This window comes from Martelella sp. FOR1707 (assembly GCF_053484265.1).
Genome location: NZ_JBAKFP010000003.1, coordinates 401,380 through 418,064 on the forward strand (window position 1 = coordinate 401,380; position 16,685 = coordinate 418,064).

The window sequence follows — 16,685 nt, forward strand, 5'->3', positions numbered from 1 at the left end:
GGGGGCGCGGGCCGATGGAAGAATTTGACGCTTCGTTCTCATATGTAGCCAGTCGAAACAAACATTGCCTAACCCCGATTTCGGGGCGATGAAATCGCTTCCGGGAAAGCCCGGGAAGCATTGACTCCTAAGCCGCAACGCTTTTGTGAGTAGCGTATGCCGGCCAAGATATACTGTCCGGTGAGTGGAATGACGGCGGACGCTCAATCGCTTCATGTGGCGCCAATCGTGGTAAACCGGCTGCCCTTGCGCGCAATTGTCCCGTCATAAATGTCCACCTGAGCCACATTAGTATGTATTCGTTGATGCAATAGCAAGAAAAATCCAATCCACGGTAATATTTGAGAAATTGCCGAATCTGCTTTATTACGACGCAAGGTTGTGGCGAAGGTCGATATGTTTCGCAAAGCGTCACGTTTTTGCCATGCGTCTGGCCTTAAACGGGAGGCCTTGAAGGCGAAAGCGGGTTCGCACGGAAGGTCCGGTGAGAGGTGGCATGAGGGGAAGGCAGCAAAGCCTTGTTTTTGCACGATTGACAATGCTGGTCCTTCGACCTTTGTTTGTCGTCCTCGCTTTGGCGTGCGCGCTTTCGCCAACCGTTTCGGCGCATGCTTCCGACGAGGATGCCGCCGCGCCGCTGATCGCATACAACGCGCTGCTTGTTGGCGATGACGCGCGAGCGCGGCTGGTGGTGGATTTCGATCGCGAGCCCGAATTCAGCTATCACTATCTCAAGGACCCGGCGCGGCTGGTGATCACGCTGCCCGCCACCGCTTTTGGGTTTTCCGATGACGCGGTCGGGGCGCGCGGCCTGATCAGCGATATCCGCTACGGCGTCACCGGGCCCGGTCAGTCGCGCATCGTGCTCTCGGCGCGCGAGCCGATCCAGATGACGCTTGCCGAAGTGCGCGAGGAAGGCGACGCCGGCTTCCGTCTGGTGATCGACCTCGCGATCGCTGACGAGGCGGTCTTCGAAAAGCTTCTCGCCGGCCGGCAGGAAACGCCTGCCGCAGCCTTTGCCCGGCAGGATGTTGCCGCGCCGGAGGAGGACGACAGTTTCGTGGTCGCCATCGATGCCGGCCATGGCGGCATAGACACCGGAGCGATCGGCGAGGATACCCGCACGCTGGAAAAGGACATCACCCTCGATTTCGCCCGCGCCTTCGCCCGCAAGCTGCAGGCGGTGCCCGGCTATGATTCCTATCTGACGCGCGACGACGACATATATCTGTCGCTCACCAGGCGCGTCGAACTGGCCCGCCAGCATGGCGCGGACCTGTTCATCTCGCTGCATGCCGATTCGCTCAACCAGCCGGATATTTCGGGCGCGACTGTCTACACGCTCTCCGACCGGGCCTCCGACCGTCTGGCGGCGGCGCTCGCCAAGCGCGAAAACCTTTCCAATGAGATCATGGGGATCGAGGCCTCGGTCGAGCCGGAGGAGGTGACCGACATCCTGCTGGACCTGACGCGGCGCGAAACGCAGAGCTTTTCGATTTCGCTCGCGGACCAGGTTGTCGCCTCCTTCGAGGGCCAGATCAGCCTGATCAACAACCCGCACCGCTATGCAGGCTTCATGGTCTTGAGAGCACCGGATATTCCGTCGATCCTGCTCGAGATCGGATTCCTGTCAAACCCCGAGGATGAGAAGCGCATGCTCGATCCGGTCTGGCGCGACAAGCTCGTCGGCAGGCTGGTCGATGCGGTCACACGCTATCGCAGCCCGATGGTATCGGCCATGCCATAGCCAGTTCGGAGGATAAACAGAGGTTTATCAAAGCTGTCGTCGCAAAAAGCGCACATTCGTTGTAAAAAGGATGACGGGGTATTTTAATTCGAGCCAGCGGGCGATATCTGCGATAAATCGACGGCGGCGAAGGCGGGGTGATGCGGGAAAGCATCGGCAAAGCCTGCCGGAAACCCGGGGCGCGGCCAAGGCTGCGTCACCGGCGCCGCGTTCAGGACAAGGTATGAAAAACACGTGACTGTGATCAAGTTCATCGGATATCTCTTCGGCCTCGCTTGCGCGCTTTTCCTGGTCGTTGCCGTCGGCATCGGGATCTATCTCGGCAATGTGGCGAAGGACCTTCCGGACTACGAGGTGCTTGCGCAGTATACCCCGCCGGTGACGACCCGCGTCTATGCCGGCAATGGCGAGCTGATGGCCGAATACGCCCATGAGCGGCGCCTGTTCCTGCCGATCGATGCCATCCCGATGCGGGTGCGCGGCGCTTTCCTGTCGGCGGAAGACAAGAATTTCTACACCCATCCCGGCATTGATGTCGTCGGTCTGGCCCGCGCGGTGTTCACCAACGTGAAGAATATGGGCACCGGCCGCCGTCCCGTCGGCGCCTCCACCATCACGCAGCAGGTCGCCAAGAACTTCCTTCTGTCCTCAGACCAGACCTATGAGCGCAAGGTCAAGGAAGCGATCCTCTCGTTCCGCATCGAACAGGCCTATTCCAAGGATACGATCCTCGAACTCTACCTGAACGAGGTCTATTTCGGCCGCAACGCCTTCGGCATCGCCGATGCCGCGCTGACCTATTTCGACAAGCCGGTCTCGGACCTGACGATTGCCGAAAGCGCCTATCTCGCTGCGGTTCTGAAGGGACCGGCCAATTACGATCCCTACCGCCATCCCGATGCCGCGATCGAGCGTCGCAATTGGGTGATCAGCCGCATGGAGGAAAACGGCTATATTACCGCCGCGGAGGCGGACCTCGCCCGCGCCGAGCCGCTCGGCGTCGTTTCCGGCTATCAGAACCAGCCCGTTGTCGGCGATGAGTATTTCGCCGAGGCTGTGCGACGCGAGCTGAAGGACGAATACGGCGAGGAAATGCTTTACGAAGGCGGCCTCTCGGTGCGCACCTCGCTCGATCCGCAGATGCAGCTTTATGCGCAGCAGGCGCTGCGTGACGGGCTGATCCGCTATGACGAGGCGGCCGGCTATCGCGGGCCGATCGACCAGATCTCGACAGCCGAGGACTGGGGCCCGGTGCTCGCGAAGATGACGCCGCTCTGGGACGTGCGGGACTGGCAGATCGCGGTCGTGCTTAACGTCAGCGCTGACGGGGCCGAGATCGGCCTGCGTCCGCCGCTCGATGCCGCCGGCAGGGTGGCCGAGGCGCGCGATACCGGCTTCATCCCCGCCGCCGACATGAAATGGGCCTATCGCTTCCTCGAAAAGGGCAAGAAGAACGCCACCAGTCCCGAAGGCGTGCTGTCGCCGGGCGATGTCGTCTATGTCCAGCCGACGGGCGAGGGCAATAATTATCGCCTCCGCCAGGTGCCGAAGGTGCAGGGCGGCCTCGTGGCCATGGACCCGGAAACGGGCCGCGTGCTGGCCATGGTCGGCGGCTTCTCCTTCTCCAAGAGCCAGTTCAACCGCGCCACCCAGGCGATGCGTCAGCCGGGTTCCTCGTTCAAGCCGTTCGTCTATGCCGCGGCGCTCGACAATGGCTATACGCCGGCCTCCGTGGTCATGGATGCGCCGGTCGAGTTCGAATCGGGCGGCGAGCTCTGGAAGCCGCAGAACTATTCCGGCGATTTCTCAGGGCCGCAGACGCTGCGCACCGGCATCGAGAAATCCAAGAACCTGATGACGGTGCGTCTCGCCAATGACCTCGGCATGGAGACCGTTGCCGATTACGCCGAGCGCTTCGGCATCTATGACCACATGGACCCGGTGCTGGCCATGTCGCTTGGCTCCGGCGAGACGACGGTGATGCGGCTGGTTTCGGCCTATGCGGTGATCGCCAATGGCGGCAAGCAGGTCAATCCGACGCTGATCGACCGTATCCAGGACCGTTACGGCAAGACCATCTTCAAGCATGAGGAGCGCGAGTGCGAAAACTGCAACGCGCCGGTCTGGAGCGGCCAGGGCGAGCCGATCCTGGTGGACGCCCGCCAGCAGGTGCTGGACCCGATGACCTCCTACCAGATCACCTCGATGATGGAAGGCGTGGTGCAGCGCGGAACGGCGGCAAGCGCCGTCAAGCTCGACCGCCCGGTCGCCGGCAAGACCGGCACCACCAATGACGAGAAGGATGCCTGGTTCGTCGGCTTCACGCCCAATCTCGTGGCCGGCCTCTATATCGGTTTCGACCAGCCCGCCACGCTTGGGCGCCATGGCACCGGCGGCGGGCTCGCCGCCCCGATCTTCAACGAGTTCATGACAAATGCGCTGAAGACGCTGCCGAAGGAAAACTTCATCGAGCCGGAAGGCATGACCAATATCGCGGTCAACCGATCCACCGGCATGCGGGCGTCGGGCTCCGGCCCAAATGTCATCATGGAGGCGTTCAAGCCCGGCTCCGGCCCGGCGGAAGCCTTCGACGTGATCGACATGAGCAGCTACAAGTCGCCCGAGCAGATCCTGCGTGAATCCCCGCAGGCTCAGAAGGCGATCTCCACCGGTTCCAGCGGCCTCTATTGAGGCGGCGGCGGGGTTTACATCCGCCCGCCGCCCGCTTATTCACCGGCCAAACGGATTTTCAGGAACGACAGAGAGTATCATGCGCGCTGAAATCGAAGGTATTGTCGACGATATCAAGCAGGGTGTTGGCCTGCTGAGGAGGCATCTTTGACTGGGATCAGGCAATCAAACGGCTGGACTGGCTGAACAACAAGGCTGAAGACCCCAATATCTGGAATGATGCCGCTGAAGCGCAGAAACTGATGCGCGAGCGCCAGCTTCTCGAAGACGGCATTTCCGCCGTCCGCCGTGTCGAAAACGAGCTTTCCGACAATATCGAGTTGATCGAGCTCGGCGAGGAAGAGGGCGACGAGGATGTCGTGCGCGATGCCGAACAGGGCCTGCGCAAGATGCTCGCCGATGTCGAGCGTCGTCAGGTCGAGGCCATGCTCTCCGGCGAGGCTGATGGCAACGACACCTATCTCGAAGTCCATTCGGGCGCGGGCGGCACGGAAAGCCAGGACTGGGCCAACATGCTTTTGCGCATGTACACCCGCTGGGCCGAGCGGCAGGGCTACAAGGTCGAGGTGCTGGAAGTTCATGACGGGGAAGAGGCCGGCATCAAGTCCGCGACCATCCACGTCAAGGGCCACAATGCCTATGGCTGGCTGAAGACGGAATCCGGCGTGCACCGTCTGGTGCGGATTTCGCCCTATGACAGCAATGCCCGGCGTCACACCTCGTTCTCTTCCGTCTGGGTCTATCCCGTGGTCGATGATTCGATCGAGATCGACGTCAATGAGAGCGATTGCCGGATCGATACCTATCGCTCGTCCGGCGCCGGCGGTCAGCACGTCAACACCACCGACTCGGCCGTGCGCATTACCCATATCCCCACAGGGATCGTGGTGCAGTGCCAGCAGGAACGCTCCCAGCACAAGAACCGCGCCAAGGCGTGGGACATGCTGCGCGCGCGCCTTTACGAAGCCGAATTGCAAAGGCGGGAGGACGCGGCCAACCAGGAAGCGGCCTCCAAGACCGATATCGGCTGGGGCCACCAGATCCGCTCCTACGTGCTGCAACCCTACCAGCTCGTCAAGGACCTGCGCACCGGCGTTGAGAGCACATCGCCATCGGACGTTCTCGACGGCGCGCTGACGCCCTTCATGGAAGCAGCGCTCGCCCACCGCATCGAGGGCAACAGCGAAGGCGTCGAGGATATCGACTGACACCTTTCGTCGCGATGCCCGAGATTGATCGTTGCCAGAAGGCGTCGCAGCTAAAAGTTCTCAACGACGCTCGGCAACGAGGCCGCCTTTCACGGCGGCCTCGATCACCGTTTCGGCGGGCACGTTGATCCAGGTTGCCGCGTCGATCTCGCCCGCATTTTCCTGCCAGCATGCCGCGATCTCATAACCGAGTGTATAGCCGTGCCAGCGCGGGTGCGTGTCCCCTCCGAAGAACCATGCTTCATGATCATATTCAGAGGACTTGAGGGCGTTCAGTTCGACGGGGGCGTGCAACAGCCTTTCCCGTGACATCGCGCGTTCCCATGGCTCGGGAGGCGTATCGAGCAGCGTGTGGACGAACCGTCCCGCCAGCCCTTCGCTGACAAGGGCTTCGCCCAGCGTCCAGCCATATCCCGGCCCCGCCATGCGCATGCAATGGTGGACCTCGTGCACGATCTGGCGGTGCAGGGCGCCCTCGACGAGGCTGTTGGAGAAATTGGGATTATCCGGGTCCACAGTCATTGCGAACAGCGTGCTGCTGTAGGCGCGCCCGACAATGCCCATTTCGGGAATCGTCGCTCCGGCCAGTCTTTGAATGAGAATGTCGAGGCGTGGGGGAGGCAACAGGCCGGATATCGATCGGTAGGCAGCCTCAAAATTCTTCACAATCTCCGCGCGGTGCGCGCTGAGATCGCCCGATGCTTCGAGCCAGTGCAGGGACCAGTTGTTCATGAAGTTTTCCCGCCTTGCCTCTGCTGAGGTCGTCGTTGATCGACTGTCAGCCTGCAAGCAGACCTTGTCAATGACCGGTTCGCCTGTCGGACAGGCCACGAAACAGCCGCTCGTCGCGTGTGTCAGGACATCGTTGCGGTTTGCGCTTTGTTTGCACAAAAGCAAAAGCCGCGCCGGATTTGCTCCGGCGCGGCTTTTTCGTATTTGTCTGCCTGCAACCTTACATCAGTTGCTGCATGAACTGGACGGTCGGCCAGCCGTCGGCGGGCATGCCGAGGCGGAGCTGTTCGGCGCGCACGGCGTTGCGGGTGCCAGCACCCAGAATGCCGTCGATATCGCCGACGTCGTAGCCTTTTTGCGCCAGCACGCGCTGGAGACGCTTCATCTGGCTGTCGCTGAGGCCGCGTTCGGGATTGCCGGCATTATAGGCCGGGGCGCCCTCGAACCGGGTCGCGAAGAAGGCGACCGAGGTTGTGTAGATGAAGGACTGGTTCCATTCGAGGTATACGTTGAAGTTGGGATAGGCGAGGAATGCCGGTCCGAATCGGCCCTGCGGCATCAAAAGCGCGGCCGGCAGGTTCCCGAAGCGGGTATTGCCGTCGCGCGGCTGAACGCCGAGCTTGAACCACTGGCCGGCGGTCAGCCCGCCGCCGAAGCCGGTCTTGTCCCAGGGCAGGTTCTGCGGCAGCACCACTTCCTGGATCCAGGGTTCGCCCGGCCGCCAGCCGAGGCTGCGGATATAGTTCGCGGCGGTCAGAAGCGCGTCGGGGGAGCTCTTCTTGACGCGCACATGGCCATCGCCATCGCCATCGACGCCGAAGCGGATGATATCTTCCGGCAGCATCTGCACCTGGCCGAGTTCGCCGGCCCAGGCGCCGGTTTCAGTCGCCGGATCGAAATCGCCGTGCTGGGTCATCTCGATCAGCGCGATCAGCTGCGGGCGGAAGATTTCCGGGCGGCGGCAGTCATAGGACAGCGTCACCAGCGCATCGCGGGTGTTGAAATCGCCCTGGACGGCGCCGAAATCGGTCTCCATCGCCCAGAAGGCGGTGAGAACGCCGGCGGGAACGCCGAATTCGCGGCGGGCGCGATCGAAGGTGCTGGCATATTGCTGCATCTTCTTCTTGCCGGTCTGCAGGCGCGAATTGCTGGCGGTGCGCTGCGAAAATTCGAGGAAGGTCTGCTTGAATACGCCCTGCGCGCGGTCGCGGTTCAGCACGCTCTGGCTGACAGAAGCGCCGGAAAGCACGGCGTCGGCAGCCTGCGGCGAAAGCCCGCGCTGGACAGCCTCGGCCTTGACCCCGCTCAGGAAGCTGCCGAAATCGCCGCCGCATTGCTGGGCGGCAACGGGGCCGGCGAAAAGTGATGTCAGTCCGGCGGCAACGACAACCGCCCGGATCGATTTTGAAAGCATGGACGTCTCCTCAGAAACTTTCGGCCCGCACGGGACCCGTCAAATCGGTTCGCACGCTAACCTAGACCACCTAAGCTTTCATTAAAAACTGAAATTGTTGCTTATGCGCGAAGAACGGCGTGCCAGGCGTAGCCGCGCCCGATGGTTTCGAACCGGAGTTCAGCACCGATCGCCTCGGCCTCAAGCATGGCGACCATATCGGCGCGCGGCGTCACGTGAAATTTTGCCAGCCAGGCCCGGAGGCCTGCGCGAAACCAGGCCGGCAGCCGCTCCTGTTGGCCGAAATCGACGATGTGGAGCGAGCCGCCGGGATTGAGGGCGCGCCTTGCAACCTTCACGGCCTGCTGCCAGTCGGGGATCATCGACAGGGCATAGGAGATGACGATGCGGTCGAAGCCGGTCTCGCCCAATGTGTCCGGCGTGAAATCGCAGGCATCGGCGGCGACGAGCACGGGCGGGCTGGCGGCATTCGCGAATTTTGCGCGGGCGGTGACCAGCATCTGCTCCGATATATCGAGGCCGTAAAGCCGCGCGCCGGGGTAGCGCTTGGCAATGCTGATCAGATTTCGGCCGGTGCCGCAGGCGATTTCCAGCACCGTGTCGTCCGGCGCGCAGTTGAGGCCGGCGATCAGCCGGTCGCGACCGAACAGGTAGTATTTCCGTGTGAGGTCGTAGACGTGCCGCTGATAGCGGTACATCGCGTCCATGGCTGCGGCGTGGTCGCGCACCGGGACGTCAGCCATTCCGGGTTTTTTCGTAGATATGGAAACCGCCATAGATCGCCGAACGGTCGAGCATGCCGAGTTCGCGCGAGGTCTGCTCCAGATAGGTCCATTGCCCGGCGGTTTCCGCGCCAAGCCGGCCTTCGATGATGCTTTTCTCGCCGGCGGTGCGGAAGATAACCCGCGCGCCGGGCCGCGCGGTGCGGGTGATTTCGCTCCACAACGCATTGATCTGCGCGTCGTTCATCCAGTCCTGCGCGTCGAGCAGGACATAACGGTCCACGCTTTCGGCGGGTTTTCCCGCAAGCAGCTCGGTGAAGTTCGCATGATGAACTGTTGCGCGCTCGGCATTGGCGCGGATGGCCGGGAAAGCCGCCGCCTGCAGATAGGTCGGCATCGGGCCGTTTTCAGGGTAGCGGCGGGCAAAGGCCTGCCAGGCGAAGTAGTTCTCGTGGAGCGGGAACTGGCAGGCGAGTTTTTCCAGCCTTTGCCGCAGCACGGGCGCGAGCGTGCCGGTCTCGCTCGATTTCGCGAGCTCTTCATATTGCCGGGGCGGAATGCCGAGGCCGAACAGCGATGATTTCCGGGCCGTGGTCCAGCGGATCAGCGGCTTGTCGAACAGCGGCGCGATCCGCTCGTCGAAGAACCGGCGCTGTTCGCGCATGGAGCGCGCCTGCGTCAGTTCGGTGATATCGACGCCGTGGAGGCGGGCCACCAGATGACCGGCGCCGATGAAATTGCCGAGCAGGCCGGTGCGGTAGATGTTGCGCTCGAACACCGAGATGCGCTTGCGGCCGCGGCCGTCGCGGCCTTCCCAGTAGCGCCGGGTTTCGGCATCGAGGTGCGGTGCGATGTGGGCTTCGTAGTCGCGCGCGCTGCCTTTCTCGCCATTGCCAAACAGGCGCAGCACCGCCTCATGATCGGGCAGGTGCCGGAAGGCGGCGAGCTTAAGTCGGTTGAGCGCGATATGGTGGGTATTGAGATCGACGACGTCGATATGTTCGGGGCCGCGGCTGAGATAGGCGAGCACATTGCAGCCGCCCGAGCCGATGGTGACGATGCGATGGCCGGGACCAAGGTCCATCGCGGCGATGTCGACATCCGGGTCTTCCCAGATCTGCGGATAGACGAGGCCGGAAAACAAAAGCCCGAAGAGCCGTTCCGAGATGCCTTCCCGGCTGAAGGCCTTGTGCTGCAGCAGCGCCGATTTGAGCCGCCCGGTTTTGCCCCTGCCGTATTCGACTGCGCTCATCGCTTCTCGCCCTCTGCCACGCGCGGGCTTCACGCGCCGCGTCTTCGAGAGGGCTAGCGCGGTTGTGCTAAGCTTTGATGACGATGATCGGTTGGTCCACAGCCGACGCGATCAGGCCGCGTCCTTCCGGAAGCGGGCGGAGACCCGTGGCAGGCCGGACCGCAGCAGCCGGGCGACGCGCTCGCGCCGCGCGGCATCCTGGCGCTGGTTGAGCCGTGCAAGGACCGGGCGCGCGAAGGCGGCGTAAACCAGAAGCGCCGAGATGCTCGCCGCCAGATGGGCGACCGCGAGCATTTCCGCCGTTTCGAGATTGGCAGTCGATGCGCCGATGAACAGCACCAGCATCGCAGCTGCAAGCGCCGTTTCCCGGGCCGCGCCGTCGCGACAGCGCATCCCCTGCCAGATGCTCCGCAAGGGCTGCGATTTTGCGATATTGTCGTTATCGGCGCCGGGGAAGGGGCGTTTGAGGCCGGAAAAACCCTTCACCACCGCGATGACGATCACCACGCATGCGACGATCCGCGCAAGCGCCATGCCGCTCGGCATCACACGCACGAAGGCGAGGGTCGCCGCAAGGCCGATGCCGAAAAAAATGGCGCGGGCGAGCAGGATGCCGAGGCCGACCGCCGGCAGGGCCTTCAGCCCGCGCTGATAGCGCCTGTCGGCGAAATCCAGCATTCGACCCGAAGGCAGAGAGAAGAGCAGGAAAACGAGCGCGGCGTATGCCGCCACGATACCGGTACTCAAGGGCATTCCTCCATCCGCAATGATTATAAAAAACCTCGCGGCGGAAAAGGTCAATCGGCGGGGGAGATTTCCTGCCCGATTTCCTCCATTGCGGAAACGAACCACGGCGTTTCGATATCGAAGCTGCCGCCGCCCTTGATCCTGTCGAATTCGATGGTGCGCAACTGCCCGCTGCGTTCGACATCATGGCCGGTCACGCCCGAAACGCCGTCGAGCGCGCTTTCCACGGCAAGGTCGACCATCGAGTGGATCAGCCGCAGATCGTCGTTGTTGGCGGGGGCGGAGCGGGCGTAGTAGCCGGATTTCTGCACCATGGCGCGCTCGGCGCCGAGCAGCGAGGCGAACTGCTTGGCGAACCAGTCGCCGACATTGATGGTGTCGAGCTTGACGTGGCCGAAGGCATCGCGCGCAATGGCGGCGCCGGAAGCCTCGCGCTCCGCGACGATCGCTTCCAGGCAGGCGCCTTCCGAAACGAACAGCGACACGGTGCCGTTTTCGTCCATCACCTGCTTCAGGCGGTCCGCTTCCTGTTCCAGGTCGAAGGCGGTTTCCGGCAGGTAGACGCCGTCGATCATCTTCATCGCCCGGTTCATCAGCATGCCGTCAACGAACTCGGTCGACTTGATCCGGTCGAGATAGGCTCTGGCGGTCGCGGCCGTCAGCCAGCCGCAGCTTCGGCCCATCACCTCGTGGATGATCAGGGTGCGGGGCGCGGCGCTCTGTTCGTTAGAAATATTATCGAAGAAGGCCGCGCCGTATTCTGCCGCGGTCCATGCGCCAAGAGTCTGGCGGATCGGCTTGACGTCGTTGTCCACCGTTTTCGGCAGGCCGACGACGGTCAGGTCATAGCCGTTGGTCTTGAGATAGGCGGCGAGATCGGCCGCGGTCGTGTTGGTGTCGTCGCCGCCGATCGTGTGCAGAATGGTGATGCCGTCCTTGGTCAACTGCTCGGCGGCAACCTGCAGCGGATCGGCCCCTGCCGGCACCAGGCCGCGCTTTTCGCAATCCTTGCGGTTTGTCAGCTTCACCCGGCTGTTGCCGATCGGCGAGCCGCCGAACTTGTGCAGAAGATGGGCCTGCTGGCGGATGTTCGGGGTGATCGGCATGCTGTCGCCGGTCAGAAGCCCGGCATAGCCGGAGCGATAGGCGATGATCTGGGTGTCGGGCGCGATGTCCGAATAGCGCTCGATAAGCCCGCCAACGGCGGAGGAAAGGCAGGGGGCAAGCCCCCCGGCGGTGAGCATGGCGACTTTGTGCTGGGACATCGGACCTCTTTCCTGGCTTCGACTTCGCGACATGGATGCGTCAGCCGCGCCGGGGTGTAAAGACCGTTCAGCAATAAAATCGGTTTGACGGCGGCAGACGAGCCTGGAAACGGAAGCGAGCCGAGTGTGTCAGCGCACGCCCTGTTCTGCGAAACCAGGTGCCCGAATACAATGATGGTGTATTTTCAGTCCAGCACCCGCGCCTGCGCCAGCGGTTGCTGCACCAGCGGCGGGAAGTCGTCCGGGGTGATGGTCTCCTTCTCCAGCAGCATGCGGGCGCCGTCGTCGAGGTCCTTGCGGCGCTGGTTGAGCACCTCCTTGGCGCGGTCATAGGCCTCGTCGATCAGCTTGCGGATCGCGAGGTCGATCTCGCGGGCGGTGACGTCGGAATAGTCCTTGGCGCCGCCCATGCCGGGGGCTTCGGGCATGTATTGCGCGCGCTTTTGTTCCAGCGCTGCCTGGCCGATATTGGGGTCCATGCCGAAGCTCATCACATATTGCCGGGCGATGTCGGTGACGCGGGCGAGGTCGTCGGAGGCGCCGGTGGAAATCTCGCCGTAGACGATGTCTTCCGCCGCGCGCCCGGCGAGCAGCACCACCATCCGGTCGCGCAACTCCCCGGCGGTGATCAGGAACCGGTCCTCGGTCGGGCGCTGCATGGTGTAGCCGAGCGCGCCGATCGAGCGCGGAATTATCGAGATCTTGTGCACCGGATCGGTCTTGGGAAGGGCGGCGGCGGCCAGCGCATGGCCCATTTCGTGGAAGGCGACGCGTTCGCGCTCGTCCGGGTTCAGCAGTCTGCCGCGCCGTTCGGAGCCGGCCACCGTGCGCTCCACGGCCTGGGTGAAATCCTCCATCGTTACCTTCTCGCCGCCGCGCCTTGTCGCAAAGATCGCCGCCTCGTTGACAAGATTGGCGAGATCGGCGCCGGAAAAGCCTGGCGTCAGCGCCGCGACCTGGCCGGCATCGACATCCTCGGCAAGCCGGATCTTCTTCATGTGGACGGCGAGGATTGCCTCGCGTCCTCCCCGATCGGGTCGATCCATCACCACCTGACGGTCGAAGCGGCCGGCGCGGGTCAGCGCCGGGTCGAGCACTTCTGGCCGGTTGGTGGCGGCCAGGATGACGATGCCGGCGGCGGGATCGAAACCGTCGAGTTCTACCAGAAGCTGGTTTAGCGTCTGCTCCTTCTCGTCATTGCCGCCCATGCCGAAGGAGTTGCGGGCGCGGCCCAGCGCGTCCAGTTCGTCGATGAAGATGATGCAGGGCGCCATTTCGCGCGCCTGCTTGAACAGGTCGCGCACCCGCGCTGCACCAACGCCGACGAACATCTCGACGAATTCCGAGCCCGAGATCGAGAAGAAGGTAACGCCGGCTTCCCCCGCGACCGCCTTGGCGATCAGCGTCTTGCCGGTGCCGGGCGGCCCGACCAAAAGCAGGCCTTTCGGAATATGCGCGCCGAGCCGGCCGTATTTCTCGCGTTCGGTGAGGAAGGAGACGACCTCCTTGAGTTCCACCTTGGCCTCGTCCGCGCCGGCCACGTCATCGAAGGTCACGCCGGTGTCGCGCTCGACATAGATCTTGGCCTTGGACTTGCCGATATTCATCATGCCGCCAAGGCCCATGCCCTGCTTTTCCGCGAATTTGCGGAAGAACCATGCCCAGATCGCGAAGAAGATCACGATCGGCAGAACCCAGGAGAGGATCTGTGTCAGAAGCGAATGGTCGGGAACGCCGGTGACATCCACCTTGTACTTGTCGAAATCGACGGCCAGTTCCTGCGGAACGCGGTAGGTGACGAAATATTCCTTACCGTCCACCGCCGTCTTGAACTTGCCCTCGATCGTGTTTTCGGCGATCGCGACCGACTGGACCTGGCCCTTTTCGATATAGTTGATCATGTCGGAATAGCTGATCCGCGCGACGTCGCGCGACGTAAACCAGAGCTGAAACCCGATCACGATCAGGAAGGCCACCAGAAAATAGCCAAGGTTGAATGTATTCTTGCGTTCCATGGCGCGAAGTCTCCCGGTCATGCGTCCCTGCAAATGTCTATAGCCACCCGCTTGCCGGGCAGGCAATCGGAAAAGGCGGACGCGGTGCGGGAGCGCGCCCGGGGCGGGGCGAAAATGTCGCAGCGTGATCACGGAAAATTTCTAATTGAACCGCTCGGTTCGACTTGCATGCGTCGCCGTTTTTGTCCAATCTTGCGAATCTTGAGAAGGCGGGTCGCTCCGCCGGGAGCCTGTTGAATGTCATTCTGGGAAAAACTGGTCCATTTCGTCAGCCAGTCCGCCGGCAACGTCCTGACCGGCGTTGTCGAAGCCGTGCGCACGCTGTTCGAGGGCGACCCCGAAACCCGCCGCCAGGTGGCGTTTTCCGTTTCGCTGATCGCGCTCTCGGCGAAGATGGCGAAGGCCGATGGATTCGTGACCATGGAAGAGGTTGCCGCTTTCCACGAGATTTTCGAAATCCCGGAGGAAGAACGTGGCAACGTCGCCCGGCTCTATAATCTCGCTCGGCAGGATATCGCCGGTTACGATGCCTATGCGCGCAAGCTCAAGGGGCTCTGCTCGGATGGCGAGGAAGGTTGCCCGCTGCTGGAAGAGGTCATTGACGGCCTGTTCCACATCGCCAAGGCGGATGGCAACATCCATGAGAAGGAGCTGGACTTCCTGGCCCATGTCGCCGAGATCTTCGGCATCAGCGAGGCCCGTTTCCAGACCATCTGCGCGCGCCATATGGATATGGGCGACCGCGACCCCTACGGCGTTCTCGGCGTCTCCCGCAATGATGATTTCAAGACCATCCGCAGCCGCTACCGCGCGCTGGTGGCCGAAAACCATCCCGACCGGCTGATCGCGCGCGGCGTGCCCAAGGAATTTCACGCCGCCGCGAATGACCGCATGGCCCGCATCAACGCGGCCTATGAGGCGATCGAGCGCGATCAGCGGGCGGCTTGACATGAGTGCCGCGCGTCTCCGCCTGCTTCTGGCCGCAGCCTTCATCCCCGCCGGACCTGTCCTGGCCGCCGATGACGGACTTGCGACCGCGAAGGCCATGGTCGTCGCCGCCCATCCCGGCCAGTGCGAGAGCGATCTCGCCGAACGCTTCGACGGGCTTGAGGATCAGGCGTTCGACGTGTCATGGCCGGAGACCCGCTATGACGGGACGGTGGAGGACGTGAAGGGGCGGCTTTACCGGATCACCTGCGGCATCGGCGCCTATAACGTGGCCGTGGCCTATGTCTTTGCCCGCGAGGACGGCTTTCCGGAAGAGGGCGAGATCGTATCCTTCGCGACGCCCGCTTATTCCGTCGATTACGAACCCGGCGACGATACCTATACCAAGCTGGTCCGCGATCCCGAGGTCACCGGCTTTACGGCCAGCACCGTTCTGGTCAATCCGGAGTTCGATGCCGAGACCAACACGATCTCCACCTTCGAGAAATGGCGCGGTCTAGGCGATGCCTATTCCGCCGGTCGCTGGACGCTCGACAAGGGCAGTTTCGTGCTCAAGCACTATGTCATCGACCCTATCTACGAAGCCAATCTCGAAGACCCGCCCGAAGCGCTGATCGATACCCAATTCACGCTCTATGACGCCGGGCCCTGAGCGATAGCTTGGACCCTCCGCCAATCTTTCCCTTGCATTGATGGCCCGGCTCGGTGAAGCTTCGGCATGTTTCCAGAGAGCGGGTCATGACACGACATTTCAGGACAATCATCATCGGACGCGGTCTGATGGGCGCTGCCGCCGCGCGCCATCTGGCGGGTATGGAGGAGGGCGTCGCCGTCATCGGGCCGGATGAGCCGGCGGACAAGGCCGCGCATACCGGCGTCTTCGCCAGCCATTACGATGAGGGCCGCATCACCCGCACGATTGACCGCGATCCAGTATGGGCACGGCTCGCCAACCGGTCGATCGCGCGCTACCGCGATATCGAGCGCGACAGCGGCATCGATTTCTTCGGCGAGGTCGGCGCGCTGATCGTCGGGCCGGGACGCTCGCGCGGGCGCTATGTCGAAACCATCATGGATGCCGCCGGGCAGTGCGGCGCGTCGGCGGAGATTGTTGAAGGGGCGGGGCTTCGGGAGAAATTCCCTTACTTCGCCTTCGCGCCGAAAACGGAGGGCGTGTTCGAGCTGCACCGTGCCGGCTATATCTCGCCGCGCCGGCTGGTGGCAGCGCAGTCCCTTCTTGCCGGAAAGGCCGGGGCGGAGGTGATTGCCGCCACGGTAACCGAGGTGAACGATGGCGGCGCGCGGGTCAGCGTCACCACCGATGCCGGCGAGACGCTGACGGCCGACAAGGTTCTGGTGGCCGCCGGCGGCTTCACCATCAACGACAAGCTCTTGCCGGCGAAGATAGATCTCACCGTCTTTGCCCGCACCATCGCCTATTTCGAGGTCGATGAGGAGGAGGCGCGGTCGCTTTCGGCCATGCCGAGCCTGATCTACAAGGCGGAGTTCGATGAGGACGGCATCTATCTGCTGCCGCCGATCCGCTATCCCGACGGCCGCTGGTATATCAAGATCGGCGGCGATCCCGACGATGTGCCGCTTTCAAGCGAGGCGGATATCCGCGCCTGGTTCCGCTCCACGGGGCATAACGCCACGCGCGAGCATCTGACCCGGATCATCTGCGAACTGATGCCGAAGCTGAAGGTGCTGCAGTCGGAAACCGGCACCTGCGTCACCAGCTACTCGCCATCCGGTTATCCGATGATCGGTTTCTCGCCATCGCCCCGGATCGCGGTGCTGACCGCCGGCTGCGGGGCTGCGGCCAAGAGTTCGGACGAGATCGGCCGGCTCGGCGCGGTGCTGATGGCCAAGGGCACGCTTGCGGGCGAGGGCTGCCCGGTCGATTTCGCGCCGTCGTTTTCGTAAACCCTTTCCTTCCTCCAC

Annotated in this window: 13 protein-coding genes; 6 read left to right on the forward strand and 7 right to left on the reverse strand. The window is 63.0% G+C overall.

Going from position 1 to position 16,685, the window contains the following annotated elements; translation table 11 throughout:
* Positions 1–538: 538 nt before the first annotated feature.
* From V6765_RS09790 to prfB, 3 genes are all read left to right on the forward strand, one after another.
* Entirely contained in the window at positions 539–1,747 is a 1,209-nt protein-coding gene (locus tag V6765_RS09790; protein WP_448428195.1) for an N-acetylmuramoyl-L-alanine amidase, read from the forward strand.
* A 240-nt stretch (positions 1,748–1,987) separates the two neighbouring features.
* Complete coding sequence (locus V6765_RS09795; protein ID WP_448428790.1) at positions 1,988–4,438, forward strand: penicillin-binding protein 1A; 2,451 nt, start codon at positions 1,988–1,990, stop codon at positions 4,436–4,438.
* A 79-nt stretch (positions 4,439–4,517) separates the two neighbouring features.
* Positions 4,518–5,646 (forward strand): peptide chain release factor 2 gene (prfB, locus tag V6765_RS09800; protein ID WP_448428197.1). Its coding sequence is split into 2 segments (ribosomal slippage): positions 4,518–4,586 and positions 4,588–5,646, totalling 1,128 coding nucleotides; the frame shifts between segments, so codons are not numbered across the junction.
* Between the two features lie 60 nt (positions 5,647–5,706).
* Here the strand turns inward: prfB and V6765_RS09805 are convergent.
* The 7 genes from V6765_RS09805 to ftsH all read right to left on the reverse strand — a co-directional run bounded on the left by V6765_RS09805 (position 5,707) and on the right by ftsH (position 13,793).
* A complete protein-coding gene (locus tag V6765_RS09805; protein WP_448428199.1) occupies positions 5,707–6,378 on the reverse strand; it encodes a DUF2268 domain-containing putative Zn-dependent protease in 672 nt (223 codons plus the stop codon).
* A 220-nt stretch (positions 6,379–6,598) separates the two neighbouring features.
* Positions 6,599–7,792, reverse strand: a complete 1,194-nt coding sequence (locus V6765_RS09810) for a lytic murein transglycosylase (protein WP_448428201.1) — start codon at positions 7,790–7,792, stop codon at positions 6,599–6,601.
* A 101-nt stretch (positions 7,793–7,893) separates the two neighbouring features.
* Entirely contained in the window at positions 7,894–8,535 is a 642-nt protein-coding gene (locus V6765_RS09815) for a class I SAM-dependent methyltransferase (protein WP_448428203.1), read from the reverse strand.
* A complete protein-coding gene (locus V6765_RS09820) occupies positions 8,528–9,766 on the reverse strand; it encodes a DUF3419 family protein (RefSeq protein WP_448428205.1) in 1,239 nt (412 codons plus the stop codon). Before V6765_RS09820 ends, V6765_RS09815 begins: the two co-directional genes overlap by 8 nt.
* A 111-nt stretch (positions 9,767–9,877) precedes the next feature.
* A complete protein-coding gene (locus V6765_RS09825; RefSeq protein WP_448428207.1) occupies positions 9,878–10,513 on the reverse strand; it encodes a hypothetical protein in 636 nt (211 codons plus the stop codon).
* Between the two features lie 50 nt (positions 10,514–10,563).
* Positions 10,564–11,778: a pyrophosphate--fructose-6-phosphate 1-phosphotransferase gene (locus V6765_RS09830; protein ID WP_448428209.1), complete on the reverse strand. Its 1,215-nt coding sequence runs from the start codon at positions 11,776–11,778 to the stop codon at positions 10,564–10,566.
* Between the two features lie 185 nt (positions 11,779–11,963).
* Positions 11,964–13,793, reverse strand: a complete 1,830-nt coding sequence (ftsH, locus tag V6765_RS09835) for an ATP-dependent zinc metalloprotease FtsH (RefSeq protein WP_448428211.1) — start codon at positions 13,791–13,793, stop codon at positions 11,964–11,966.
* Positions 13,794–14,030: 237 nt separating this feature from the next.
* Between ftsH and V6765_RS09840 the strand changes: the two genes are divergently transcribed.
* The 3 genes from V6765_RS09840 (at position 14,031) to V6765_RS09850 (ending at position 16,667) form a co-directional block, all read left to right on the forward strand.
* Positions 14,031–14,741: a TerB family tellurite resistance protein gene (locus tag V6765_RS09840; protein ID WP_448428213.1), complete on the forward strand. Its 711-nt coding sequence runs from the start codon at positions 14,031–14,033 to the stop codon at positions 14,739–14,741.
* Between the two features lies 1 nt (position 14,742).
* Positions 14,743–15,393: a DUF1176 domain-containing protein gene (locus V6765_RS09845; protein WP_448428215.1), complete on the forward strand. Its 651-nt coding sequence runs from the start codon at positions 14,743–14,745 to the stop codon at positions 15,391–15,393.
* A gap of 86 nt (positions 15,394–15,479) precedes the next feature.
* Positions 15,480–16,667, forward strand: coding sequence for an NAD(P)/FAD-dependent oxidoreductase (locus tag V6765_RS09850; RefSeq protein WP_448428217.1), 1,188 nt, complete (start codon positions 15,480–15,482; stop codon positions 16,665–16,667).
* Positions 16,668–16,685 lie beyond the last annotated feature (18 nt).

Coding starts and splice junctions, on each gene's coding strand:
- V6765_RS09790 (WP_448428195.1), top strand. CDS start 539: ATGCTGGTCCTTCGACCTTTGTTTGTCGTCCTCGCTTTGGCGTGCGCG.
- V6765_RS09805 (WP_448428199.1), bottom strand. CDS start 6,378: ATGAACAACTGGTCCCTGCACTGGCTCGAAGCATCGGGCGATCTCAGC.
- V6765_RS09810 (WP_448428201.1), bottom strand. CDS start 7,792: ATGCTTTCAAAATCGATCCGGGCGGTTGTCGTTGCCGCCGGACTGACA.
- V6765_RS09815 (WP_448428203.1), bottom strand. CDS start 8,535: ATGGCTGACGTCCCGGTGCGCGACCACGCCGCAGCCATGGACGCGATG.
- V6765_RS09820 (WP_448428205.1), bottom strand. CDS start 9,766: ATGAGCGCAGTCGAATACGGCAGGGGCAAAACCGGGCGGCTCAAATCG.
- V6765_RS09830 (WP_448428209.1), bottom strand. CDS start 11,778: ATGTCCCAGCACAAAGTCGCCATGCTCACCGCCGGGGGGCTTGCCCCC.
- ftsH (WP_448428211.1), bottom strand. CDS start 13,793: ATGGAACGCAAGAATACATTCAACCTTGGCTATTTTCTGGTGGCCTTC.
- V6765_RS09840 (WP_448428213.1), top strand. CDS start 14,031: ATGTCATTCTGGGAAAAACTGGTCCATTTCGTCAGCCAGTCCGCCGGC.
- V6765_RS09845 (WP_448428215.1), top strand. CDS start 14,743: ATGAGTGCCGCGCGTCTCCGCCTGCTTCTGGCCGCAGCCTTCATCCCC.
- V6765_RS09850 (WP_448428217.1), top strand. CDS start 15,480: ATGACACGACATTTCAGGACAATCATCATCGGACGCGGTCTGATGGGC.